Annotated in this window: 24 protein-coding genes; 15 read left to right on the top strand and 9 right to left on the bottom strand. The window is 41.9% G+C overall.

Going from position 1 to position 24,417, the window contains the following annotated elements:
- The 7 genes from GTQ34_RS11155 to GTQ34_RS16950 form a co-directional block, all read left to right on the top strand.
- The coding region (locus GTQ34_RS11155; RefSeq protein ID WP_208103880.1) for a hypothetical protein at window positions 1-736 on the top strand (736 nt) is incomplete at its 5' end.
- Window positions 737-738: 2 nt separating this feature from the next.
- Window positions 739-1,908, top strand: coding sequence for a gliding motility-associated C-terminal domain-containing protein (locus GTQ34_RS11150; protein ID WP_166523887.1), 1,170 nt, complete (start codon window positions 739-741; stop codon window positions 1,906-1,908).
- 138 nt (window positions 1,909-2,046) lie between these two features.
- A complete protein-coding gene (locus GTQ34_RS11145; RefSeq protein ID WP_166523886.1) occupies window positions 2,047-3,009 on the top strand; it encodes a hypothetical protein in 963 nt (320 codons plus the stop codon).
- A gap of 53 nt (window positions 3,010-3,062) precedes the next feature.
- Complete coding sequence (locus GTQ34_RS11140; protein ID WP_235915025.1) at window positions 3,063-4,190, top strand: gliding motility-associated C-terminal domain-containing protein; 1,128 nt, start codon at window positions 3,063-3,065, stop codon at window positions 4,188-4,190.
- A 78-nt stretch (window positions 4,191-4,268) separates the two neighbouring features.
- Window positions 4,269-5,003 (top strand): M15 family metallopeptidase, encoded by a 735-nt coding sequence (locus tag GTQ34_RS11135; protein WP_166523885.1) that lies wholly within the window; start codon window positions 4,269-4,271, stop codon window positions 5,001-5,003.
- A 42-nt stretch (window positions 5,004-5,045) separates the two neighbouring features.
- Complete coding sequence (locus GTQ34_RS11130; RefSeq protein WP_166523884.1) at window positions 5,046-5,810, top strand: M48 family metalloprotease; 765 nt, start codon at window positions 5,046-5,048, stop codon at window positions 5,808-5,810.
- A 116-nt stretch (window positions 5,811-5,926) separates the two neighbouring features.
- Window positions 5,927-6,094, top strand: coding sequence for a DUF6747 family protein (locus GTQ34_RS16950; protein WP_313790451.1), 168 nt, complete (start codon window positions 5,927-5,929; stop codon window positions 6,092-6,094).
- Between the two features lie 106 nt (window positions 6,095-6,200).
- Here GTQ34_RS16950 and GTQ34_RS11125 read toward each other — a convergent pair whose 3' ends face one another.
- Complete coding sequence (locus GTQ34_RS11125; protein ID WP_166523883.1) at window positions 6,201-6,587, bottom strand: ankyrin repeat domain-containing protein; 387 nt, start codon at window positions 6,585-6,587, stop codon at window positions 6,201-6,203.
- A 206-nt stretch (window positions 6,588-6,793) separates the two neighbouring features.
- Between GTQ34_RS11125 and gpmI the strand changes: the two genes are divergently transcribed.
- The 4 genes from gpmI to GTQ34_RS11105 all read left to right on the top strand — a co-directional run bounded on the left by gpmI (window position 6,794) and on the right by GTQ34_RS11105 (window position 12,160).
- Window positions 6,794-8,311, top strand: a complete 1,518-nt coding sequence (gene gpmI / locus GTQ34_RS11120; RefSeq protein WP_166523882.1) for a 2,3-bisphosphoglycerate-independent phosphoglycerate mutase — start codon at window positions 6,794-6,796, stop codon at window positions 8,309-8,311.
- 10 nt (window positions 8,312-8,321) lie between these two features.
- Window positions 8,322-10,451, top strand: a complete 2,130-nt coding sequence (locus GTQ34_RS11115; RefSeq protein WP_166523881.1) for a glycoside hydrolase family 97 protein — start codon at window positions 8,322-8,324, stop codon at window positions 10,449-10,451.
- Between the two features lie 56 nt (window positions 10,452-10,507).
- Window positions 10,508-11,326: a type I methionyl aminopeptidase gene (gene map / locus GTQ34_RS11110; protein ID WP_166523880.1), complete on the top strand. Its 819-nt coding sequence runs from the start codon at window positions 10,508-10,510 to the stop codon at window positions 11,324-11,326.
- Between the two features lie 69 nt (window positions 11,327-11,395).
- Entirely contained in the window at window positions 11,396-12,160 is a 765-nt protein-coding gene (locus tag GTQ34_RS11105; RefSeq protein WP_166523879.1) for a class I SAM-dependent methyltransferase, read from the top strand.
- Here GTQ34_RS11105 and GTQ34_RS11100 read toward each other — a convergent pair whose 3' ends face one another.
- The 8 genes from GTQ34_RS11100 to GTQ34_RS11065 form a co-directional block, all read right to left on the bottom strand.
- Entirely contained in the window at window positions 12,161-13,162 is a 1,002-nt protein-coding gene (locus GTQ34_RS11100; RefSeq protein WP_166523878.1) for an FAD:protein FMN transferase, read from the bottom strand.
- Window positions 13,163-13,522 carry a Na(+)-translocating NADH-quinone reductase subunit F gene (locus tag GTQ34_RS11095; RefSeq protein ID WP_166523877.1) on the bottom strand — a complete coding sequence of 120 codons (360 nt, stop codon included), beginning with the start codon at window positions 13,520-13,522 and terminating at the stop codon, window positions 13,163-13,165.
- An 87-nt stretch (window positions 13,523-13,609) separates the two neighbouring features.
- The gene (gene nqrF, locus GTQ34_RS11090; protein ID WP_166523876.1) at window positions 13,610-14,920 is read right to left on the bottom strand and encodes an NADH:ubiquinone reductase (Na(+)-transporting) subunit F; all 1,311 of its coding nucleotides are present in this window, start codon (window positions 14,918-14,920) and stop codon (window positions 13,610-13,612) included.
- A gap of 2 nt (window positions 14,921-14,922) precedes the next feature.
- Complete coding sequence (gene nqrE / locus GTQ34_RS11085) at window positions 14,923-15,666, bottom strand: NADH:ubiquinone reductase (Na(+)-transporting) subunit E (RefSeq protein WP_166523875.1); 744 nt, start codon at window positions 15,664-15,666, stop codon at window positions 14,923-14,925.
- 11 nt (window positions 15,667-15,677) lie between these two features.
- Window positions 15,678-16,325 carry an NADH:ubiquinone reductase (Na(+)-transporting) subunit D gene (locus GTQ34_RS11080; protein ID WP_166523874.1) on the bottom strand — a complete coding sequence of 216 codons (648 nt, stop codon included), beginning with the start codon at window positions 16,323-16,325 and terminating at the stop codon, window positions 15,678-15,680.
- A gap of 1 nt (window position 16,326) precedes the next feature.
- The gene (locus GTQ34_RS11075; RefSeq protein ID WP_166523873.1) at window positions 16,327-17,076 is read right to left on the bottom strand and encodes a Na(+)-translocating NADH-quinone reductase subunit C; all 750 of its coding nucleotides are present in this window, start codon (window positions 17,074-17,076) and stop codon (window positions 16,327-16,329) included.
- A gap of 3 nt (window positions 17,077-17,079) precedes the next feature.
- The gene (locus tag GTQ34_RS11070) at window positions 17,080-18,345 is read right to left on the bottom strand and encodes an NADH:ubiquinone reductase (Na(+)-transporting) subunit B (protein WP_166523872.1); all 1,266 of its coding nucleotides are present in this window, start codon (window positions 18,343-18,345) and stop codon (window positions 17,080-17,082) included.
- Window positions 18,346-18,348: 3 nt separating this feature from the next.
- A complete protein-coding gene (locus GTQ34_RS11065; protein ID WP_166523871.1) occupies window positions 18,349-19,701 on the bottom strand; it encodes a Na(+)-translocating NADH-quinone reductase subunit A in 1,353 nt (450 codons plus the stop codon).
- A gap of 151 nt (window positions 19,702-19,852) precedes the next feature.
- Here GTQ34_RS11065 and GTQ34_RS11060 point away from each other — a divergent pair, with 151 nt between their 5' ends.
- The 4 genes from GTQ34_RS11060 (at window position 19,853) to pruA (ending at window position 24,411) form a co-directional block, all read left to right on the top strand.
- The gene (locus tag GTQ34_RS11060) at window positions 19,853-21,097 is read left to right on the top strand and encodes a type IX secretion system plug protein (protein WP_166523870.1); all 1,245 of its coding nucleotides are present in this window, start codon (window positions 19,853-19,855) and stop codon (window positions 21,095-21,097) included.
- Between the two features lie 25 nt (window positions 21,098-21,122).
- Window positions 21,123-22,319: a DUF3667 domain-containing protein gene (locus tag GTQ34_RS11055; protein WP_166523869.1), complete on the top strand. Its 1,197-nt coding sequence runs from the start codon at window positions 21,123-21,125 to the stop codon at window positions 22,317-22,319.
- A 3-nt stretch (window positions 22,320-22,322) separates the two neighbouring features.
- A complete protein-coding gene (apaG, locus tag GTQ34_RS11050; RefSeq protein WP_166523868.1) occupies window positions 22,323-22,709 on the top strand; it encodes a Co2+/Mg2+ efflux protein ApaG in 387 nt (128 codons plus the stop codon).
- Between the two features lie 73 nt (window positions 22,710-22,782).
- Window positions 22,783-24,411 carry an L-glutamate gamma-semialdehyde dehydrogenase gene (gene pruA / locus GTQ34_RS11045; RefSeq protein WP_166523867.1) on the top strand — a complete coding sequence of 543 codons (1,629 nt, stop codon included), beginning with the start codon at window positions 22,783-22,785 and terminating at the stop codon, window positions 24,409-24,411.
- Window positions 24,412-24,417: the final 6 nt, after the last annotated feature.

The raw sequence follows: 24,417 nt of genomic DNA, 5'->3' as shown, positions 1-24,417 counted from the left end.
CAACGAGATACAGGACCTTGATCTGAACACAAACACACTTTCGCTTTCAGGCGACCCCACTACCGTTGACCTGTCCCCCTACCTTGATGACACCACATTGGACGAGGCGGCCGTGGACGCCTTCGTTGCCAACAACGGATATCTTACCGCAGAAGTGGACGGAGACGCTTCCAACGAGATACAGGACCTTGATCTGAACACAAACACACTTTCGCTTTCAGGCGACCCCACTACCGTTGACCTGTCCCCCTACCTTGATGACACCACATTGGACGAGGCGGCCGTGGACGCCTTCGTTGCCAACAACGGATATCTTACCGCAGAAGTGGACGGAGACGCTTCCAACGAGATACAAAACATATCAGCTGGAACTGGAATTACCGTCACTCCTTCTGGCCAAGATTTTACTGTAGCAGTTACCAATTCTGTAATTGCAATGGGAAAGATAAATTTAGATGGTACTTCAACCAATATAACAGGAGCTACAGTTATAAGAAATGGTGTCGGTTCTGGAAACTATACCGTTACCTTTAACGTAGGAGTTACAACAGATGCCAATTACATTGTTCAACTTACCTTATTGGGTGCAGGTCCAGAAGCAACTATCGAAATATTAAATGTTCCTGCAACTGGAAGTTTTGATGTTCAAATCTCCCAGCTAAGTGTTGGGGCTGGGCCTTCTTTAACCTCATCTCCACTAGATGCACAGTGGTACTTCACTGTAACCGATTTCTAATTTTGAAAAAACTCCTCTACATACCATTTTTGTTCTTTGCAGTGATAACCAACGCCCAAAACGGCCTTTACAATGGTAGTGGAAACATCCGCATCCATACCGATGGCAATTTGGGTTTTCATACAAACCTCATCAACAATGGGCCATTTGATCAAAACCAAGGTTTGGTCGGTTTCTATGGAGGGAGTGCGCTGCAGGTATTGGGAAATACGGTTGCATCATTTAACGATATAGAAGTCATGGCTCCGGGCAGTGTGATTTTACAAAACGCCATGGCGGTAGAAAACAACATGAACTTTGTGGATGGGGATATTATAAGTTCCAAAGGAGACAAAAACATATTCCTCAATTTTGGCGATACGGGCTTTTTTACCGGAGAAAATGACGATTCTAAAGTAACAGGTTTTGCGGCCATAACAAATCAAGATTTTTTCTCCTTTCCCGTTGGGGATGTGGACCAATTAAGACCTTTAGTTTTGGAGTCGGAGAATCCACCTCCCATGGCTCTTTGTGCTTATTTTTTCGAGGACCCCTCAGACCCTCCTTCTCTGCTTGAGAGTTTTAATGTCTTCGAAAAAAACAGGGAAATTGGAAATGTCTCCAATAGGGAATTTTGGGTCGTGGAAAGCAATGTCCCAGGAAGGGTAACCATCAGTTGGAATGCAAGAAGTGCATTGGGCGGCATTCCCAATATTACTTTCGAGTCCATAATCGCTGTCGGTTGGAGCAAAGTGACCAACCGATGGGAAATAATCGGAAACTTTGCACAAAGTGGGGACATCAATCAAGGTTTTTTAACATCCCAAACCTTTGTGCCCAGTGATTATGCCGCCATTACCTTTGGAACGGTTCCGCTGCCCAAGGACACATTTGCCGTGAACAACCCAACCTTGGGCAACTACTTTTTGAGTCCCAATGGAGATGGGGTCAACGATTTTTTGATTATTGACGGTATGTCTGATTCTCCCAATAACAACATCCAAATCTATAATCGCTTTGGCCAAAAGGTCTATGAAAGAAATAATTATGTGGATGAGTTTACGGGAACAACCAATACTGGTAGTTTAATAATGAGTCAAGATATAGGGTTGCCTGAAGGCATCTACTATTATTTGGTCTCCTTAAACGATTTGGAACTGCAATACACAGGATTTGTTTTTCTAGACCGTTGAGTCTAAAAACAACATCGGCCATATCTGAACTATTTTCTTAAACTTTTGGTTATCTTTGTAGCAACATGCAAAATGCATGTTTTATCTCCGCTACTACTAAACATTTTTTACCTCAGCCTTACGTTTAATCATGGACAAATGAAAAAAATTCTTTTTCTATTGGCCTTGGTAGGACCCATGGCTGTTTTTTCTCAAGTTAAAGTAGGTGCCAATCCGGAGATTATTGACCCTGGTTCCATCATGGAATTGGAAAGCACCAATAAAGCTTTGGTACTCACTAGGCTCAACAATGAGCAAATGGCAAATCTAAATCCACTTAATGGCGCATTGGTATATAATGTAGACACATCCTGCTTGCATTATCACACCGGGAACCAATGGGTAAACCTTTGTGAACTTTCTTCAGGTATCTCATTCACCAATAATGGGGACGGGACAGTGACTCTGGTAGACGGTCAAGACAATGAAATAACCTTTAATGGTGCCGAAGAAACCATCACCACACTAACTGATAATCTGAACAGTACTTATACCTACACCAATGAGGCAGGAGACCAGACTCAGATAACAACCAATGATTTTGATGGTGAGTGGGCATCTCTTAGTAATATCCCTCCTGATATTGTTGATGGAGACGACAATACCGTCACGTCGCTGACTCAAGATAACGTTACCGGCTTAATTACATATACCAATGAATCTATGGTCAACCAAACAGCAGAAGTTGTTTCAGCTGATGCAAACAACGAGATCATTCCAGGATCAAATGGTGGTGCTTTTTATCAAAGTCCAATAAAGGCTTTTGGAAAAATCGCTGGAGATGGTACCTCCGTTCGGGTTACACCTGGGGTTACCGTGACCAAACTTGCTGGCGCTGGACATTATCGGGTAAATCTACCAATAGGGTTGGTCGTTGATGCTGACTACATCATCCAAATTGCACAACCAAGTAGGGAAGGCACTGGAAACGATGACCCCAGCATCTCATACCTAAACCAAACCAATGCTGGTTTTGAGGTAATAATTGGTGATAACGACAATGGAGGAACCGACACAGGTAGGTTTGACTCGGAATTTATGTTTACCATATTTGATTTATGAATTCTTTTAGCACTATTCATCAAACTAAAAGGAAGTGGCTTTTTGTCGTCTCAATGACATTTGGCATTACAATGACAATGGCCCAAGAGGCCTTTCACAACTTCGGTAGCCTCCAGCTTCATGAGAACGCCTTGGTTGGGTTTCATACCAATTTGACCAATGATGGCCCCTTTTACAACAATCGGGGACTTGTAGGGTTTTATGGGGCGGATGCCTTGGAATTTTCAGGAGTCATTACACCCGTTTTTAACGACTTGGAAATAGTTGCTGAAAAAGGCCTGAATTTATCCAATACAATGCGTGTTGCCAATAATGTTAATTTTATTTTAGGCAATCTTTCCACACAGAAAAATGCATCTAGCATTGGTATCAATTTTATGGATTCGGCGTTCTTTGTTGGCGTGGGAAATGCTTCGCATATAAATGGGTATGCAAGTGTGACCAATAAAGAACTCTTTACCTTTCCTGTGGGCGATGGAGCTCGACTGCGAAGCCTTACCCTGGCTTCAACAGCCGTCAACGAATTGGCCAAATGTGCCTATTTTAATGAGAATCCCAATAATCCAACTTTGTTGGATGAACAATTTGGTACTGCATTAAAAGAATCTGAGGAATTGCAAATAAGCGAAGTGGAGTTTTGGAAATTGGAAAGCAATCTCCCTTCTGTGGTTACTTTTCGGTGGGAACCGGAAAGCCTTGCATCCCTTTTGTCCGATGATGCTCAAAATCTAACTGTGGTCGGTTGGAGCAAAACATCTAACCAATGGGAGAACTTAGGAAAATCTGCCATTACCGGAGATTTAGAAAGCGGAAGTATCACTTCAGAAATTTTTATACCAGATAACTACGCAGTCCTTGCTTTGGGTGGATACAGAGACCCTTTGGAAACGCTTTCCACAACATCAAACAACTACATCATTACTCCTAACCATGACGGTATAAACGATTTTTTGAAAATAGAGGGTCTTGAAAATAATCCAAACAACATCCTGAATATTTATAACCGATATGGCATTTTGGTGTACTCCAAGATTAATTACGCCAACGAATTTGACGGTATATCCAACCAAAATATGGTCATCAATAGAAATGCTGGATTGTCAAGCGGAGTATATTTCTATTTTCTTACCCTAAAGGACAAACAAGAAAAAATGCAGGGTTATGTTTACATAGCTCGATAATGGCACCATCCTTGCAACCGATTTAATCAGAATCGCTTACTGAAAAATTGTTATTAACTTCGTTTTAAAATCATTTTCATGAAAAGAAGGACATTCCTTAAAAACACATCCCTATCTGGTTTAGCATGCACCTTACCCCCTTTTTTTGTCACAAATCAAGAAGTGGATTACAGCACTGGGGAATTAATGGGCAAAGCTGATATAGAACTCTTTGGAGAGGGCATCAATCTGAGGAAAGAAGCTTATGAGGCTTTTGTGAAAATGAAAAAAGCCGCCTATTCCGATGGTTTCGATATAAAAATGATATCCAGTTATCGGGATTTTTACAGGCAAGAGGGTATATGGGAGCGCAAATACCTCCGATTTACTGAAGATAGCGGTATAGCTCCTTTGGAGGCCATTGATAAAATTATTGAATATTCCACGATTCCAGGAACCAGCAGGCATCACTGGGGTACTGATATCGATATAATAGATGGATACCCCAAAGTATCTGGAGATGTGTTGGTTCCCGAAAAATTTGAAAGTGGAGGTCCTTTTGAAAGCTTCAAACTTTGGTTGGACCAACATTCGGAAGAATATGGATTTTATCTGGTGTATACCGATGACCCCAGACGTCGGGGATTCAAATATGAACCCTGGCATTACAGCTACGCCCCACTTTCCATACCCATGCTCACGGCTTATCGGAAGCTGAACGTGCTAAAGTTGATGCAAAAAGAGGAATTTTTGGGGTCTGAACACTTCACAACGGGCTTTATAAGAACCTATATCCAAGACAACATTTTGGACATTAACCCCGCACTTTTATAACCCTTTTTTTGTATCTTGAGATAACCTTCAACCACCGTCGCCATGAGAAGAGGAAGCTGGAAAATCCGAATTTTAATTGGACTTGCGATAGTCGCTTTTGCACTCATCCAACGTTGCAATAATCAAGAGGAAAACCCATATACCGGGAGAGTGCAAAACATAAATATGACCGAGGAACAGGAAATTGCGATAGGGTTGCAAAGTGCACCCCAAATGGCGCAACAACATGGTGGACTTTATCCAGATGAACGCATGCAAGCCTTCGTGGACGCGGTAGGTCAAAGACTTGTAAATAACAGCATTGCGCGAGAAACTCCTTATCAATACGATTTTCACCTGTTGGCAGATGACAGCACCATTAATGCCTTTGCCCTGCCTGGGGGACAATGTTTTATTACCTATGCCCTTTTTTCACAATTGAATGAAGCCCAGTTGGCCGGAGTGCTGGGGCATGAAATTGGACACGTAATCGGTAGACATTCCGCTGAGCGTATTGCAGAGAGCAGTTTTTGGCAAACGTTGGCTACGGGTGCTTCGGTGGGTGGTGATATGGGCAACCTGGTTAGTGGTATAGGGCAAAATACGTTGCTCAAAAATGGACGGGGCGATGAATTGGAGAGTGATGAGCTTGGTGTGCTCTTCATGATCCAATCCGGATACGATCCTTACGAAATGATCAAGGTGATGGAAATACTTAAAACGGCAGCCGGACCAAATCGGGTGCCGGAATTCCAGAGTACCCATCCAGACCCTGAAAACCGAATAGAAAAAATAAAAGAAGCTATCAAAAAATATTCAGGTCGATAGATTCGGCACGTTCATCGATTATAGCGTAGAGTTGATCAGATTTCATTAACTTTGGGTAACCTCAAGTCTTTACCTGTTTCTTATTATCCCATTTGTGCTGTGCAATACGAGAACATATGGGAACACTTTTACACTTTAAACATCTGTATACAGAAGCGTTTGATGATTGCAAGCCGGGATATTTGGTATTATTCTTAAAAGGATATTCCATTTTTTGTGCAATAATGCTGTTTATTGCTTTTTACGCTTTTTTGTACAGGGCATTTACCGGTTTTGATTTTTAAAGCATTGTTTTGTTATACTCTTTTACAAGAACACTGATACGTAAATGAGCCAAAAAGGCCCATCCGATCGGATGGGCCTTTTGTTTTGGATGAATAAACTCCTTTTCTATTTTTTCATAGCCGTTTCAATAACTGCCAAGGATTCCGTTGCATTGGACATTTCAGCATGTTTTTTTGCCGTATATCCCTTGCTGCAACGTTTATTTAATTTAGCGCCATTTTCAATAAGCAGCTCAAGAATTTCTGCCTGGTTGTAACGTGCAGCAAAGTGAATTGGAGCCATGCCCAAAGACCTTCGGTTTACGTCTTCTCCCGATTCAATAAGTTTTTTAACGGTGTCTACATCGCCTTGCATGACTGCTTTGCACAGCGCATTGGGCTCTACAGAAACAGTTGTGGACTCACTGTTTGCTGATAATTCAATTTCGGCGGCTTGGACACCGGTGACAACCAACATACAGATGGCTACCAATGATAACATTGTTTTTCTCATGATGAATAATTTTTGATTATAGATTAACTGATATAAAAGTAGACTGGAATTACCGGCAGATGTTACAGCATTAACAGTTAAATAACCGAACTTTAACAAAGTCACATTTTTTCTTACGAAAAATTAACAAATCCATATTCAGAAAACCGCCTAAACACTAGGGGTTTGCGTCAAATCGTCCTATTTTTGAAATTCAACTTGCTAGCATGAACAAAAAAGTAATCCTCATGATTTTGGATGGATGGGGCAAATCTCCAGATCCAAAAGTTTCGGCCATTGAACAAGCCAACACCCCTTTCATTGATTCGCTTTATAACCAATACCCAAATGCCACGCTTTTAACGGATGGCATGAACGTGGGATTGCCCGAAGGTCAAATGGGTAATAGTGAAGTAGGACACATGAATCTGGGCGCAGGGAGAATTGTATATCAGGATTTAGCCAAAATCAATAAGGCTGTGCTAGAAGACACGTTGAAAGAAGAGCAGGTGCTCAAAGAGGCCTTTTCCCATGCTAAAACCAATAACAAAGCAGTTCATTTTTTGGGCCTTGTAAGTGACGGTGGGGTCCATAGCCATATAAATCACCTAAAAGCGCTAATAAAGGCCGCCCATGATACCGGTGTGAAAAAGTCCTTTGTGCATGCCTTTACCGATGGTCGGGACGTGGACCCAAAAAGTGGAAAAGCATTTTTAAAGGATATCGTTGACTACTGTGAAGATAAGAATACCCAATTGGCCACAGTTGTTGGGCGTTATTACGCCATGGATCGTGACAAACGTTGGGAGCGGGTCAAATTGGCCTATGATGTAATGGTCAACAATGTGGGGAAAAAATCCAGTGATGTGGAAAAAGCCTTTCAAGGGAGTTATGATGAAGGTGTGACGGACGAATTCATAAAGCCACTGGTTTTGATTGACACCCAGGGAGAACCCATAGCTAAAATAAAAGAGGGTGATGTGGTCATCTTCTTCAATTTTAGAACGGATAGAGGACGAGAACTTACCCTGGCCCTAAGTCAACAGGATTTCCATGAGCAAAACATGCATAAATTGGATCTCTACTATGTGACCATGACCAATTACGACGACACCTTCGAAAATATCAAGGTTGTATATGACAAAGATAACATCAAAGAAACCCTGGGAGAAATACTTGCCCAACACAACAAAAAACAGATTAGGATAGCTGAGACTGAAAAATACCCTCATGTCACCTTTTTTTTCAACGGCGGTCGAGAAGAACCTTTTGATGGCGAAGAGCGAATCCTTTGCCCTTCCCCAAAAGTGGCCACCTACGATCTGCAACCTGAAATGAGTGCTTATGAAGTGCGTGATGCCATCGTAGCCGAATTAAAGAAAGAGGAAGTAGACTTTGTTTGTCTCAACTTTGCCAACCCAGATATGGTAGGTCATACAGGGGTTATGGAAGCGGCCATTAAAGCTTGCGAAACCGTAGATGAGTGTGCGAAGGAAGTTATAACCACTGGCCTGGAACACGGGTATTCCACTATCGTAATAGCCGACCATGGCAACTGCGACACCATGGTAAATCCCGATGGAAGTCCCAATACGGCGCATACCACCAATCCTGTACCACTGATTTTGGTTGATGATGACATCAAAACAATCAAAAGTGGGATTTTAGGGGATGTGGCACCTACCATACTAAAACTCATGGGCATATCCCAACCCAAAGCAATGACTCAAGAATCCCTTGTATAAAACCATTAAAATGAACAAGCTGTTTTTATCCCTTCTGTGCATGATACCCATTTGTGCACTTTCGCAAGAACTGGTATCCCCAAATTCCCAACTTACCATGAATTTTGAGTTGGAGAATGGCGTTCCTACCTATCAACTGTCTTTAGAGGGTAAAGAAATCATCAAACCAAGTAGTTTAGGTTTTGAACTCAAGGATATAGAAAATCTGTTGGACGGTTTTTCGGTTGTGGATACAGAGTCAACCACCTACGACGAAACGTGGCGTCCGGTTTGGGGAGAACAATCGGAAATAAGAAATCATTACAAAGAACTCTTGGTCAAATTAAAGCAAGATGCTACAGACCGCTACATGAACATTCGATTTAGGCTATTCGATGAAGGATTGGGTTTTCGATACGAATTCCCGGAACAGGCCAATTTGATTTATTTTGTCATTTCTGAAGAGAAAACGGAATTTGCACTTACGGGAGACCATAAGGCCTTTTGGATACCGGGTGATTATGATACCCAAGAATACGATTACACCACATCCAAGCTTTCCGAGATTTCCAGTCTCATGAACAAGGCAATCACCCCAAACGCTTCTCAAACGCCATTTTCAAAAACAGGGGTACAAACAGCACTCATGTTGAAAACGGATGATGGCATTTACATCAACATTCATGAAGCTGCTCTCGTGGAATATGCATGCATGCATTTGGAGTTGGATGAGGATACTTTTGTTTTTGAGTCCCATTTGACCCCTGATGCTGTAGGCAATAAAGGATATATGCAAGCGCCAAGGAATACACCATGGCGCACCATTATGGCCAGTAAAAATGCCGGTGATATCCTATTATCAACTATTACTTTGAATCTAAATGAGCCTTTGGCCTATGAAGATACCTCTTGGATTAAGCCTGTAAAATATATTGGTGTCTGGTGGGAAATGATTACCGGAAAAAGTACTTGGGCCTATGCTGACGTACCCAGCGTAAAGTTGGAAGATACCGATTTCGAAAATTTAACGCCGAACGGGAAACACGCCGCCAATACGGGAAAAGTTAAACGCTATATAGATTTTGCGGCCGAACATGGATTCGCCCAGGTTTTGGTTGAAGGCTGGAACGTAGGCTGGGAGGATTGGATTGGGAAATCCAAAGATTATGTCTTTGACTTCTTGACCCCGTATCCAGATTTTGATTTGGAAGGACTGCGGGATTACGCGGCCCAAAAAGGAGTACGTTTAATGATGCACCATGAAACTTCCGGCTCTATCAGAAACTACGAACGGCACATGGATGCAGCTTATCAATTTATGGTAAACCACAATTATAATGCCGTAAAAAGTGGCTATGTGGGCAATATTATCCCCAGAGGAGAGTACCACTATGGCCAGTGGGCGGTCAATCACTATCTGTATGCCGTAAAAAAAGCCGCTGAATATAAAATCATGGTCAATGCACATGAAGCGGTGCGCCCGACGGGCTTATCCAGGACCTATCCCAATTTAGTAGGAAACGAATCTGCAAGGGGCACTGAATTTGAGGCCTTTGGTGGAAACAATCCGGACCACACGACCATTCTTCCGTTTACAAGGTTGATCGGTGGACCTATGGACTATACACCCGGAGTTTTTGAACAGGACATGAGCGTTCATAATCCAACAAACAATTCGTGGGCCAACACTACCATCGCAAGACAATTGGCACTGTATGTCACCATGTACAGCCCTCTGCAAATGGCAGCCGATCTTCCCGAAGTATATGAAAAGCACATGGACGCTTTTCAATTCATCAAGGATGTTGGATTAGACTGGGATAAGAGCATAGTTCTTGAAGCAGAGCCTGGTGACTACATTACCTATGCTAGGAAAGAGAAGGGCAAGAACAATTGGTTTGTTGGGCGTACCAACGACGAAAAACCCAGAACATCCAATATTTCTTTTGATTTCCTGGATGATGGCAAGGAGTACCTGATGACCCTTTATGCTGATGCCAAGGATGCCCATTACAGGAAAAATCCCAAGGCGTATCAGATTGCCAAGTATAAGGTCAATAGAAAGTCCAAGTTGAACCAATTCTGTGCTCCAGGCGGTGGATATGCCATTAGTATCATTGAGGTTGACAAAGACAAATTAAAAGGACTTAAACGACTTTAAACTTCCGTTGGAATACAGCTAAATTTATTTTTCTAAATCCATGTATCTTTGCAGCCATGGTAAAAATCAAGACTTCGGAAGAAATTGAATTGATGCGTGAAAGTGCATTGGTAGTCTCACGTACGCTTGGTCTGTTGGCCTCCGAAATAAAGCCCGGGGCCAATCCCCTGCAATTGGATAAAATGGCCGAGGAGTTTATTCGGGAACAAGGTGCTGAACCTGGATTTTTGGGAATGTACGACTTTCCAAATACTCTAAATTGGAGTCCCAACGCCCAAGTGGTCCATGGTATTCCCAATAGCGAACCCCTAAAGGAAGGTGATATCATTTCAGTTGATTGTGGTGCCCTAAAAAACGGGTTTTATGGAGACCATGCCTATACTTTTCAAGTAGGTGAAGTAGCCGAAGAGACAAAAAAATTATTGCGGGTGACCAAAGAATCGCTATATGTCGGAATCCGACAGTTTAAAGAAGGAAACCGTGTAGGCGATGTCGGTTATGCCATCCAAAAATATTGTGAAGACCATGGATATGGTGTTGTTCGGGAACTGGTAGGTCACGGTCTTGGTAGGGAACTGCATGAGGATCCACAAATGCCCAACTATGGAAAACGAGGCCGTGGAAAGAAATTCGTCAATGGAATGGTCGTTGCCATTGAGCCTATGATCAATATGGGAACTAGACGTATCAAACAATTAAAGGACGGTTGGACCATTTTGACCGCCGATGGAAAACCTAGTGCCCATTTTGAACATGATGTGGCCCTGATAAATGGGAAGCCCGAACTGCTTTCCACATTCCAGTATATTTATGATGCATTAGGAATTACTAGCGATGAGGAAGATGAATTTAGAAGCGAAAGGTTGGTCCTGTAGACACGAGTTTTCTGAATTTCCCAAATCAAAAAGTAGTTTTGTAATTTTTAGAGCAAATTTGTGTGATTCGTGTCAAACATTTTCAAGTTTTTTTTAAATCTAATTCCAAGACCCTTACTTATTCGATTAAGCTATTGGGTGCGACCTTTGGTTGCTTTTTTTCTTAAAGGAAATACCTATACAGACCCCATCGATGGAAAAAGCTTCAGAACCTTTTTACCATATGGCTATGAAAATCCTCGAGAGAACGTGCTCTCCCCTTCCACCCTCTCTTTGGAACGACACCGCCTTTTATGGCTATATTTAAAAAATGAAACGGATTTCTTCACCAATGAACTCAAAGTGCTTCATTTTGCTCCTGAGCAGGCTTTTTATGAAAGATTCAAAAAGCTAAAAAAAATTGATTATACGACCACGGACCTGAATTCACCCTTAGCTGATGTAAAAGCAGATATATGCAACCTTCCCTTTGAGAACAATGAATTTGACGTAATTCTGTGCAACCACGTCTTGGAACATATTCCCAATGACATCCAAGCCATTCGGGAATTACATCGTGTTATGAAGCCAGGTGGCTGGGGTATTTTTCAAATACCACAAGACCTCAGCAGAGCAAAAACCTTCGAAGACGATTCCATCACCGACAAAAGAGAGCGTGCCCGTATTTTTGGGCAATATGACCATGTTCGAATTTACGGAAGGGACTATTTTGATAAACTTAGGTCCGTTGGGTTTACTGTGGAAGAAGTTGACTTTACCCAACAATTTACTCAAAAAGAAATCGAGAAGTACAACTTGGCCAAAGGGGAAATTATACCCTTGGTCCGAAAATAATTATCTAACAATAAGTTTTTTGAATCCTTCGGTCATGTATTCTTGTACATTCCCCTCCTCATCTAAGTAGATGATATAACCCTCCAATTGCGCTTGATTTTCCAAAACTTCTTTGGAATCGGACAAGTCCATCGCCATAAACGCGGTTGCAAAAGCATCTGCTTCTGCACAGGTGTCAGCTACAACGCTGGTAGCCAAAACATAGGAGTTTTTGGTATAACCCGTTTTTGGGTCAATGGTGTGTACATACTTTTCTCCTGTTTCAGGGTCTACCCTAAACTTTCTATAATTCCCCGAAGAAGCCATCGCCTGGTCTTCCAATGCAACCATTAGTTTGAGCTTTCTACCCACTTCCGCTTGCGGGTCATCAATTCCTACGGTCCATTTTTTTCCAGATACCAGATTGGTACCCTTGGTCAAAACTTCCCCTCCGACTTCCACCAAATAGTTTTCGATACCTTGGGCGTCCAAAAGAGCTCCCACACGATCTATGGCATATCCCTTGGCAACGGCATTAAAATCAAATCGGACGCTTGGATGGTGCTTTTTTATAGTATGGTTCTCCATCAATTTCACCTTATCCCAACCCACATAATCCAAGAGACTATCCACGCGGAGACTATCCAACGCTAGCTGTTTTCCTGGCCCAAACCCCCAAGCATCTGCCAAAACGCCCACGGTGGGGTCAAAATATGCATTGGACACTTTATGGACTTTACTTGAAATTTCAAATACTTCTTGAAACATATGGTCCACCACAATGGTGGAATCACCGTCATTAATTTTTGAAATGTCCGAAGTGGGAATGTAAGTTGAAAGTGATTGGTTGATTACTTGAAATACGGAGTCAATTTCCTTTTGAAAATCCAACAGTTCCTCAGAAATATATAGGATGGAATACGTGGTTCCCAAGGCATTGCCCCGATTTTGGTTTTTTACCCACTGGGTCTCACATCCGAATAACAATATGGCAATTGCAAATAGGGGTAAAGTCTTTCTCATCTATATTTCAATTAATCCTTGATAGTCCACAATATACTCCTCATTTAAGTAGACCGGCTCGTTTTGGTCGGAGGCATTGGAGAGCCCTACTCCGGCAAAGTAGGTCTTGGCCTCAAATTTCAAAGCGTGGTCTTTAACTTTCTGCATGAGCTGTTTATCGTATTGTTTCGGATTGTCTGGATATGCGACGTTTCTAACTACAATAAAGTGAAGATGTTTTTCTTTAAGACACACGTATTGTGGGTTTTTTTTAAGCTTACTGTTGATGGCCATAAATTCAAATCCATCGGCTTCCAACTCCCTGCCCACAATATTCATGGCCAAATTATGAAGTTCTTGTTCTGATAGTTTTCGTCCCATAACTAATGATAAAAAAACCGATACTTTAATGGGTATCGGTTCTATTTTATTAAGATTCCTGCCTTCGCAGGAATGACCAATCAAACATTATCCTCCAAAATCATCGAATCTGATATTCTCATCTGGAATACCAAAATCCTCTCCCATTTTTTGAACAGCCTTGTTCATCAACGGTGGTCCACAGAAATAAAGTTCGATGTCCTCAGGGGTTTCATGATGATTGAGATAGTTGTCTATCACACAATTGTGAATAAATCCAACAAACCCATCGCCTTCTTCATCATTAATGTCTTTTTTCACTTTCCAATTGTCTTCCTCCAAGGGCTCTGAAAGGGCCATGTAGAATTTGAAATTTGGGAACTCTTTTTCCAACTGCTTAAAGTGGTCGATGTAGAACAACTCTCTTTTCGAACGCCCGCCATACCAATAGGTTACTTTTCTATCTGTTTTTAAGGTCTTGAACAGGTGATAAAGGTGCGATCGCATCGGTGCCATTCCTGCTCCACCTCCTACATACAACATTTCGGCATCGGATTCGTTAATAAAGAATTCGCCAAATGGACCCGATATGGTCACTGGATCACCTTCTTTAAGACCGAAAATATAAGATGAAGCGATACCAGGATTTACATCCATCCAACCGTTTTTAGAGCGATCCCATGGCGGTGTGGCTATACGCACATTTAACATGATTTCTCGTCCTTCTGCAGGATAAGAGGCCATGGAATAGGCGCGTTCAACAGTCTCTGGATTTTTCATCACCAAGGGCCAAAGATTGAATTTATCCCATTCTGCTTGAAATTTATCAGGGGTTTCATGCTCTTTTGGGTGGGCAGTGATATCGATATCCTCATACTTCACTTCGCAGGGTGGTATCTCAATTTGGATATAGCCCCCTGCCTTGTAATTCATCTCTTCCGGAATTTCGACCACAAACTCTTTGATGAAAGAAGCCACGTTATAGTTACGCACTACCTTGGCATCCCATTTTTTAATACCAAAGACCTCTTCAGGAATGGTTATTTCCATATCCTGCTTCACCTTTACTTGGCAAGCGAGCCTGGCACCTTCGTTCAATTCCCTTTTGGAAAAGTGTGGGGTCTCCGTTGGTAGGGCCTCTCCCCCTCCAGAAAGGACATGGCACTCGCATTGAATACAGGTTCCTCCACCACCACAAGCAGATGGCAAAAACACTTTCTTGTTTCCTAGTGTGGTCAACAGGGAGTTCCCCGATTCCACTTCAATTTCTTTTTCCCCGTTGATGGTAATGGTGACAGGACCTGATGGAGATAATTTTTCTTTAGTGAACAATAGCAGGGCCACTAATAATAAGGTGAGCACCAAGAATGCCACTATAGTGATTAAAATAGTACCTCCGGTTGATGTAGCTAATATCATTTTTATTCTTTTATAGCATCATTATAAGAGATTGCTTTCTCTTCGTTTTCAATCTCTTCCTTAACTTCTTTTTCTTCTACGGTCTTGGCTGTCGTCGTTGATTCTGGTGTTTCTGGTGGCTCATTATCGCCAGTCAACATGCCCCCAAAACTTTGAAAGCCTATTCCCATTAATCCGGTGATGATAAAGGTAATGCCCAATCCTCTCAACGGCGCGGGTACGTTAGAATATCTGATTTTTTCACGAATCGCGGCAATGGCTAAAATTGCCAAGAACCAACCGATTCCCGAGCTGATTCCATAGTTTAATGCAAGGCCTAGGGAAGGGATTTCGCGAGCTTGCATGAAAAGTGAGCCTCCCAAAATTGCACAGTTCACAGCAATCAATGGCAAGAAAATACCTAAAGAATTATAGAGGGCAGGGGAAAATTTCTCCACCACAATTTCAACCAATTGCACCATGGTGGCGATAGTGGCGATGAACAGGATGAAGGAAAGAAATCCCAAATTATAGTCTGCATATTCAGGTCCCAACCATGCTAAAGCACCGTCACGCAATAAATATTGATCTAATAGCCAGTTCAAAGGAACAGTGACCCCGAGCACAAATATTACGGCAGCTCCAAGACCTACGGCTGTACTTACCTTCTTCGACACGGCCAAATACGAGCACATTCCCAAGAACACGGCAAAAACCATGTTATCTATAAAAATGGACTTAAAGAATAATTCTACATGTTCTAACATAATACCAATATTTATGCTTCTTCGATTAGTGCTCTATTTCTGGAACGTTGTACCCAGATAATAATTCCTACAACAATCAACGCCGCAGGCGGGATAATCATAAATCCATTGTTCTCATAACCGATGGAATACAAACCGGTTTTTGCGATGGGGTCTCCCAGTACAGGAATTCCAAATAGTGTTCCGGAACCCAAAAGTTCCCTAAAAAAGCCAACGATAATAAGAATTACCCCATAGCCCAGGGCATTACCAATACCGTCCAAAAACGATCTGCGAATGCCATTACCCAGGGCAAACGCTTCAAAACGTCCCATGATAATACAGTTTGTAATTATCAGTCCAACGAATACTGAGAGTGTTTTGCTCAATTCGTAAGCAAAAGCTTTTAAGACTTGATCTACGATAATCACCAAGGTAGCAACAACAATAAGTTGTACGATAATTCTAATTTTTGAAGGGATTACATTCCTTAGCAAGGAAATCACCACATTCCCAACTCCCATTACAAAGAGTACGGATATGGCCATTACCACCGAGGCCTTCAATTCTGCGGTTATCGCCAGTGCAGAGCAAATACCCAATACCTGGATAGTAATAGGGTTATTGTCCGCCAAGGGATCTAGAATAAGATTTGCATCTTTTTTTGAAAGTAGTGCCATCCTAATTTTTTCTGATTGTTTCTAAATACGGTTTGTATACGTTCAAGGTTTCCTTGATCATGGCAGAAACTCCATTGCCAGTAATTGTAGCCCCAGCCAAGGCGTCGACTTCATTGTCGTCTTTGTTGTTGTTCAATGGATCGTTGTTTCCTTTTGCAACATCTATTCCAGCATAGCTATTTCCCTCCAATAAAGACTCTCCTTTGAAATCGTCCATGAAAAAGCGCATTTTAATATTAGCACCCAATCCAGGGGTTTCGGCCTTATGGTCAAAATACACCCCCTGAACTACCATATTGTCATCCACAGAGATGAAACCCCATATGGCGTCCCAAAGTCCTTTTCCATGCATGGGAAGGATATATGACTTTTCACCATTCTTTTCACCTACAAAGACAGGCAACCTTGCATCGTTACCATTTTTGATCTTGTTCAATTCTTTTTTCATGTCTATTAGAAAGGCTTCATCATTCGGAACTTTTTCACCATTGACCAACACGTATTGTTCTATGATATACTCATTGAACTTTTCTTCCACGATGTCAGTTGGAACAAAGTTGACCCCACTATCTGGGGTGTTCTCGTTCACGCCCATGGCGTACAGAATGTTCTGTTGCTTTTCAAACCTCTCGTTTTCGTCAATTCTAGGTCTCAATCCTGATGCCAGATAGGCCAGAATGGAACCAACGACCACTACCATAACGATGGCAAATATGACAGTGTAGCTGTTTTTTTCGGTATTCATCGCCATAATTTATACAGTTTCAGCTTTTAATTCAGCTCCGGCACCATCCACGGTATCCGGCAATATGGTTGCATTTTTCATACGTTTCATTCGTCGCCTTACGTTGCCACGTATTACATAATGATCAATGGTTGGTGCAAAAACATTCATTAGCAGAATGGCCAAGAAAACACCTTCGGGATAACCAGGATTGAAAACCCGGATCATCACGGAAATAAAACCGATCAGGAATCCATAAATCCATTTTCCCTTGTTGGTCTGTGAACCGGTTACGGGGTCCGTGGCCATATAAACAATTCCAAATGCCAATCCGCCTACAATAAGATGCTGCCAGAAATCAAAACTCATCAATCCGTAGAACTTGCTGTATTCGGGAATCCAGCCAAAATCTACCACCATATTGAAAATTAAGCCCATGGCCAAAGATCCCAGTACGGCGCTCAACATAATTCTCCAACTTGCTATTTTGGTGAAAATCAGAAAGAGACCTCCCAGAAGTATTAGTAAAGTTGAAGTTTCTCCGACAGAACCGGGAATAAATCCAAAAAACATTTCGGAAAGGTCGTATTTGGCATACATTTCTGTATTATTTCCTTGTGCGAGATAACCTAGAATGGTCTCTCCCGAAATTGCATCGGCCGTTCCTGCGCGTTCAACGGCATCGTGCACCCATACTTTATCACCGCTCATCCACGTAGGATAGGCAAAAAACAGGAAGGCCCGAATGGTCAAGGCAGGATTCAAAATGTTCATACCCGTCCCCCCAAACACTTCTTTTCCGATGACGACACCAAAAACAACTGCAACAGCCAACATCCAAAGCGGTGTATCAATGGGCACGATCAACGGAACCAACATTCCAGTTACCAAATAGCCCTCTTCTACTTCGTGGCCCTTGATCACGGCAAAAATAAATTCCACTAACAATCCCACCCCATAAGAAACCACAACTAACGGCAAAACCGTTGTCGCTCCCAAAATGAAGTTTTCCCAATTGATAAAATGCTCAAAAAGCGAGAAGTTTTCTGGGAAACCATTAATGGCTGAATAATGTTGATATCCTGCATTGAAGATTCCGAACAACAAGCAAGGAACCAAGGCCAAAATGACCGTGTTCATGGTACGCTTCAAATCGTCCACTGCTCTTAAGTGACTACCTGAGTGTGTCGTTTCATTAGGTGTGAACAAAAAAGTATGGAAGGCATTAAAGGCTGGAGCCATTTTTTTGCCCTGATACTTTAATTTGATTTCATGCATTTTTTCTTTCAATCCCATAACTTATCCTATTTCTTCTTGTAATAAATCCAATCCTTCCCTGATTATTTGTTGATGTGGTTGTTTTGAGATACATATAAATTCAGTTAATGAAAAGTCCTCGGGCGCCACTTCGTAGAGTCCCAATTGTTCCATTTCATCCAAATCCTTTACCATACATGCCTTTAAAAGTTGCAAAGGATAAATATCCATTGGGAAAACCTCTTCATAGCGGCCCGTTACCACAAAAGCTCGGTGTTCTCCATTGGTATTGGTATCCAAGTCGTATTTCTTATTGGGTTGCAACCAAGAGAAGGTCAATGCCCTTGTCGAGGAGATTTTATCAAAAACAGGTTTGTTCCACCCAAAGAATTCATAATCGTCGCCTTCTGGTATCGCCGTAACGGTATTGTTGTAAAACCCTAAATATCCTTCTGTATTTGTTTTTGATCCGGTGAGCACATCACCGTTGATCAATCGGAATTTTTCCTGCTTTACACCACTTGCATATAAGAATGTGGAAATCTCAGCACCAATTTTAGTGACATAGTATTTTGGGTTCTTAATTACCGAACCCGCCAAGGCCACAACACGTTCTGCATTGAACTTTCCTGTCAACAACAATTCGCCCATAATCACCAAATCCTGTGGGGTGATGGTCCAAACGACCTCTCCTTTGTTCACTGGATCAATTTTATTGATTTGGGTACCCACCAAACCTGCAGGATGAGGTCCAGAAACCTTGTGGAGTTCAACACCTTTCATTCTTTCCAAAACAGAATCTCCTTTCTTGCCCACTGAGACATGTATCTTTCCAGGGGTGAGCTTGGCAAGTGCTGTAATGGCCGCTTGCATTTCTTGTCTTTTATCCTGCAATACATAATCCAACTCGGCTGCCAAAGGTGCTGTGGTATATCCGGAAATAAAAATCGCCTTTGGGGTTTTTTGGGGGTTTGCGATAATGTCATAAGGACGTTGTTTGATGAAAGGCCATCCTCCTGTCTGCAACAAATAGGTTTTGAGCTCTTCAGCATCCGCAGTATCCAAATCAGGAACTTTGTGAATCATGTAATCCTGCTCTTTGTCAGCCAATACTTTGAGCGTAAGTATACGTCTTCGTGCCCCGCGCACAATCTCCACCAATTCTCCGCTCACCGGGGAAACAAAGTGCATATCCTGCATTTTTTTGTCATAGAACAAAGGCTCCCCTGCTTTCACCTCTTCTCCTTCTTTAACCAGCATTTTGGGAGTAATCCCGTGAAAATCGTTTAGGTTTAGGGCATATGTGTTGCTAGAAACGGCTTTGGAAGTAGTATGTTCTGCTGCCCCTACGAGATTGATGTTCAACCCCTTTTTAATCCGGATGTCTTTGGACATATTGTTGTAGACCTTTTGTTATCGAAATTGGCGCAAATTTAGTACTTAAAGGATTGTTTTCATAATTATTATCCATTAAAATTGGAATTACATCGAGTCAAATTTGATGGGCATACTTTTTGTTTACCTTTACCTCCAAAATATGCCCTAAATGCGTTTTTTGATCAAACAAGTTTTATTGGTTTTTTGTGCTACAGGACTTTTTGCCCAGGTGCAGGAAGAAGTCAATCCCCCATACCATATTAAAACAGTTATTTTCAAAGGCCCTACCGAAGATCAATTTCCAGTGGTGCAACTCGGCGAGAATATTTTGCTTGAATTTGATGATCTTACGGCCAGTGAGCAAGACTACTACTATAAAATAATCCATTGCGACTACGACTGGACCCCATCCCAACTGTTGAAATCGCAATACCTGGTTGGTATGGACAATCAAAGAATCATCAACTACGAAAACAGTTATAATACCCTTCAGCCCTATTCCAATTACCGATTGACCCTTCCCAATGAAAATGTACGGCTTAAAGTAACTGGAAATTATGTCTTGGAAATTTACAACAGCTATGGGGAAATACAGTTTTCGAGACGTTTCGTAGTATACCGCAATCCAGTTTCGGTCTCAGGTACGGTAAAGCGTTCCCGGGATTTTAACTTCTTGATGGAGAAACAGGTGGTTCAGTTTTATATCAATACGGCTGGCTTCCCTGTGGTCAATCCAAAAAGAGAGATAAAGGTTGCCATAATCCAGAATCATTTTTGGCCTACAGCACGCTACGACATAAAACCACAGTTTACCATTGGTACCGAATTGGTGTATAAATACGATCAAGAAACGAGCTTTTATGGTGGAAACGAGTTTTTGAATTTCGACACCAAAGACCTTCGGTCTCCCACTTTTGCCGTTTCCAAAATTGAGTTTAAGGAACTCTACCACCACTATCTTTTCCCGAACGAATACCGCTATGATCAGTCTTACACCTACTTTCCGGACATCAATGGTGATTTTGTGGTGCGAACGTTACAGGGAGAGGATGATTCCCGCGAAGCCGAGTATTCCAAAGTGCATTTTAGCCTGCCCTATTCCAATGAAATTGGTTTGGACAATGTTTTTGTTATCGGAAAATTCAACAACTATGATCTTGGGGAAGAGAATAAGATGGTCTTCAATCCAGAAAGTGGCAACATGGAACTTACCTTAACCATGAAACAAGGCTTTTACAATTATAAATATGTGGTTGAACGTTCTGATGGCAACATTGACCTGAACTATGTGAGCGGCAATTTTCATTTCACCGAGAACAACTACCTTATTCTAGTTTATTATAGGGATTTCGGTGAGCTCTATGACAGCATCATCGGGATTGGTTCGGTCAATTCTAGAAACATCAGCAATTAATTATCTTTAGGAAAAATATTTTTCCGTGGGCAAAAAAAATGGTTTAATCTCCAAAGGAAGGTACGAACTCAAATTTAGGGGTACGGAATGCCTAAACTGTGGCCACATTTTGGATATAAGCGATAAATACTGCCCCAACTGCTCTCAGGCCAACAGTACCAAGAAACTGGTTCTTAAGGATTTTTTTGATGAGTTTTTTTCAAGCCTTATCAACTACGATTCAAAGCTGCTAAAGACACTTTATTCCCTTTTGCTGAGACCCGGCAGCATCACAAAGGACTATGTACTGGGAAAACGGGTGACCTACACCAATCCATTTCGATTTTTGTTAAGCCTGGCTTTCCTTTATTTTTTGATGTTCAGCTATAACAACAGTTTCAGTAGCTGGGACAAAGCAGCGAAGAGCTTAGAGGGAGGACCAAACAATAGCAATCCTTTTTCTTTTGATATGTCCACCGGTAAAATCTCTGCGGATAATGCTGAGATTCAAAAGCAAGCAGAGAAAGCACTCCTGAAGCTCGATTCCTTGGGTGCCAAAAATGCCGAGGTAGTGCAAACGATGGAGCAACTGGATTCCTTGGGAGTTTTTGAGGCCAACATACAGGAAATTGAGCGAGATTCTTTAATGCTGGCCGACCCAAGGGGCTACTTTCAAACCATTAAGCATGGTTCTGGAGTCAATGGATTATCTTCCAAAATGGAATTTTTCTCAAATATGATACGCCATGATGGACTGGAAAGTTTTGATGATTCCATGGAAAAGTATGGTGTCGACAATACGTTGAACAACAAAATGGCATTCAATTTCTCCAGCAGTCTGTTGAAGGTTATTCGGCAACCGGGAAGTTTCATCAATGCAACCCTGTCCAAGCTGCCTTTTGTTATATTTTTCTTTTTGCCGATCTTTGCGGTGTTCATTTCGTTGGTCTACATCAGAAAAAAATATACCTACACCGATCATCTGATCTTTAGTTTCCACAACCAATCATTATTGTTTATATTGCTTCTCCTTAGCTTGATAATAGACACAATTTTTGATACATCGACCGCTGGTATTTTTTTGTTGGTTTTCGGAATATATCTGTACAAGGCGATGCGAAAATTTTATGGGCAAGGAAGATTTAAAACGATTTTGAAATACCTCTTTTTGAACACGGTGTTTACCATTTTGGCATTGTTTGCGGTAATCATGTTGTTAACTGGGAGTGTTTTTACCTATTGAATTATGTTCACGCAAGTTACCAAAGGGATAAAGGTTTCGGTTAAAACCACATTTGAAGGCACTTTTTTTAAAAACTACAAAATGCACTATGCTTTTGGGTATAACATTACCATAGAAAACCTAAGCAAAGACACCGTTCAATTGACCGCAAGACATTGGGACATTTTCGATGCCCTTAAAGAAATGGAGACCGTAGATGGCGAGGGTGTTGTTGGCAGAAAACCAGTAATCAAACCTGGAAAATCCCACACCTACAGTTCTGGCTGCCTTTTAGCCTCTCCCATTGGTGCCATGCAAGGGTTTTATCAAATGGTGAACTTTACCACAACCGAAGAATTTGAGGTGGACATACCCACTTTTAAGTTTGCTGCTCCTTTTGCCATAAACTGATCAAAGATCTTTTTCTATTCGCTGTTCGATTCACTACCTTTGATGGAATTTTTAACACCAAAAAAGCAACATCATGGGAAACGGTTTTTTTCAAGTTCCAACAGCCTTTAACGAACCTGTAAAAAGTTATGCCCCCGGCACACCAGAACGGGAAGAAGTCCTTCAACAATACAATGCCTATTATACGGGAAATGTGGAAGTTCCCCTTTATATTGGGTCCAAGGAAATAAAAACAGGAAACACCAAACCAATGTCCCCACCTCACGAACATCAACACGTGGTCGGGCAATACCATTTGGCTGAAAAAAAACATGTTGAGGAGGCCATTGCCAATGGGCTTGAAAGCAGAGAAGCGTGGGCCAACCTGCCTTGGGAACAACGTGCCGCCATCTTCTTAAAAGCAGCCGAGTTATTAGCAGGTCCCTATCGGGCAAAAATAAACGCCGCCACCATGATGGCGCAATCCAAGACCATCCACCAAGCAGAAATAGATGCGGCATGTGAGCTCATTGATTTTTTGCGCTTCAACGTGGAGTTTATGTCCCAGATATATAATGAACAACCTGAATCCTCCGAAGGTATTTGGAACCGTGTGGAATACCGTCCGTTGGAAGGCTTTGTTTATGCTATAACCCCATTCAATTTTACGGCCATTGCGGGTAACCTTCCGGCCAGTGCGGCCATGATGGGCAATGTGGTTATATGGAAACCCAGCGATAGCCAAGTTTTCTCTGCAAAGGTCATCATTGACGTATTTAAAGAGGCCGGACTTCCGGATGGTGTAATCAATGTACTTTTCGGTGATCCGGTTATGATTACGGACACCGTACTTTCCAGCCCCGATTTCTCGGGACTACATTTTACGGGTTCAACATTTGTATTCAAAGAACTTTGGAAACAAATCGGGACCAATATTCATACCTATAAAACCTATCCTAGAATTGTTGGGGAAACAGGAGGCAAAGATTTTATTATTGCCCACCCCTCAGCAAAACCAAAGCAAGTGGCGACCGCCATTACCCGTGGTGCTTTTGAACTACAGGGGCAAAAGTGTAGTGCCGCTTCAAGGGTCTATTTACCAAAGTCCATTGCCAATGAAGTATTAGAATTGGTAAAAGCGGACGTTGCCTCTTTCAACAAACCGGGATCTCCGGCAGATATGAGCAATTTTGTTACAGCCGTAATTCATGAAGGCGCTTTTGATAAACTGGCCAAATATATTGATCAAGCCAAAAAGGATAAAGATGTTGAAGTTATTGCTGGTGGCGTTTACGACAAGTCTGTGGGTTATTTTATTGAACCCACTGTGATCTTGACCCAAGATCCAAAGTATACCACTATGTGTACTGAGCTTTTCGGTCCGGTTGTGACAATTTACGTTTATGAGGACAAAGATTGGTCCGATACTTTGAAATTGGTAGATGGCACTTCGGAATATGCTTTAACAGGAGCTGTATTATCCACAGACCGCTATGCCATTGAAGAAGCTACCAAAGCATTGCAAGACTGCGCTGGTAATTTTTATATCAATGATAAACCCACTGGTGCTGTTGTGGGTCAACAACCATTCGGTGGAGCACGAGCATCGGGCACCAACGATAAGGCAGGTTCAGCACAGAATTTGTTGCGCTGGGTATCTCCTAGATTAATCAAGGAAACTTTTGTTACTCCCGAGGACTATAGATATCCGTTTTTGGGATAACACTTT

Origin of the sequence: Flagellimonas ochracea, from assembly GCF_009903685.1 — a bacterium.
GTDB lineage: Bacteria > Bacteroidota > Bacteroidia > Flavobacteriales > Flavobacteriaceae > Flagellimonas > Flagellimonas ochracea.
Note: the sequence above shows the minus strand (reverse complement) of the source record. Positions and strands in the feature narration are given on the sequence as shown.

What these genes read in the sequence shown, in the direction of transcription:
- GTQ34_RS11100 (WP_166523878.1), bottom strand. Translation starts at nt 13,162, where the DNA reads ATGAGAAAGACTTTACCCCTATTTGCAATTGCCATATTGTTATTCGGA.
- GTQ34_RS16950 (WP_313790451.1), top strand. Translation starts at nt 5,927, where the DNA reads ATGGGAACACTTTTACACTTTAAACATCTGTATACAGAAGCGTTTGAT.
- map (WP_166523880.1), top strand. Translation starts at nt 10,508, where the DNA reads ATGGTAAAAATCAAGACTTCGGAAGAAATTGAATTGATGCGTGAAAGT.
- GTQ34_RS11070 (WP_166523872.1), bottom strand. Translation starts at nt 18,345, where the DNA reads ATGGGATTGAAAGAAAAAATGCATGAAATCAAATTAAAGTATCAGGGC.
- apaG (WP_166523868.1), top strand. Translation starts at nt 22,323, where the DNA reads ATGTTCACGCAAGTTACCAAAGGGATAAAGGTTTCGGTTAAAACCACA.
- GTQ34_RS11145 (WP_166523886.1), top strand. Translation starts at nt 2,047, where the DNA reads ATGAAAAAAATTCTTTTTCTATTGGCCTTGGTAGGACCCATGGCTGTT.
- nqrE (WP_166523875.1), bottom strand. Translation starts at nt 15,666, where the DNA reads ATGTTAGAACATGTAGAATTATTCTTTAAGTCCATTTTTATAGATAAC.
- GTQ34_RS11125 (WP_166523883.1), bottom strand. Translation starts at nt 6,587, where the DNA reads ATGAGAAAAACAATGTTATCATTGGTAGCCATCTGTATGTTGGTTGTC.
- nqrF (WP_166523876.1), bottom strand. Translation starts at nt 14,920, where the DNA reads ATGATATTAGCTACATCAACCGGAGGTACTATTTTAATCACTATAGTG.
- GTQ34_RS11080 (WP_166523874.1), bottom strand. Translation starts at nt 16,325, where the DNA reads ATGGCACTACTTTCAAAAAAAGATGCAAATCTTATTCTAGATCCCTTG.
- pruA (WP_166523867.1), top strand. Translation starts at nt 22,783, where the DNA reads ATGGGAAACGGTTTTTTTCAAGTTCCAACAGCCTTTAACGAACCTGTA.
- GTQ34_RS11075 (WP_166523873.1), bottom strand. Translation starts at nt 17,076, where the DNA reads ATGGCGATGAATACCGAAAAAAACAGCTACACTGTCATATTTGCCATC.
- GTQ34_RS11060 (WP_166523870.1), top strand. Translation starts at nt 19,853, where the DNA reads ATGCGTTTTTTGATCAAACAAGTTTTATTGGTTTTTTGTGCTACAGGA.
- GTQ34_RS11115 (WP_166523881.1), top strand. Translation starts at nt 8,322, where the DNA reads ATGAACAAGCTGTTTTTATCCCTTCTGTGCATGATACCCATTTGTGCA.
- GTQ34_RS11135 (WP_166523885.1), top strand. Translation starts at nt 4,269, where the DNA reads ATGAAAAGAAGGACATTCCTTAAAAACACATCCCTATCTGGTTTAGCA.
- GTQ34_RS11095 (WP_166523877.1), bottom strand. Translation starts at nt 13,522, where the DNA reads ATGGGACGAAAACTATCAGAACAAGAACTTCATAATTTGGCCATGAAT.
- GTQ34_RS11140 (WP_235915025.1), top strand. Translation starts at nt 3,063, where the DNA reads ATGACATTTGGCATTACAATGACAATGGCCCAAGAGGCCTTTCACAAC.
- GTQ34_RS11065 (WP_166523871.1), bottom strand. Translation starts at nt 19,701, where the DNA reads ATGTCCAAAGACATCCGGATTAAAAAGGGGTTGAACATCAATCTCGTA.
- gpmI (WP_166523882.1), top strand. Translation starts at nt 6,794, where the DNA reads ATGAACAAAAAAGTAATCCTCATGATTTTGGATGGATGGGGCAAATCT.
- GTQ34_RS11130 (WP_166523884.1), top strand. Translation starts at nt 5,046, where the DNA reads ATGAGAAGAGGAAGCTGGAAAATCCGAATTTTAATTGGACTTGCGATA.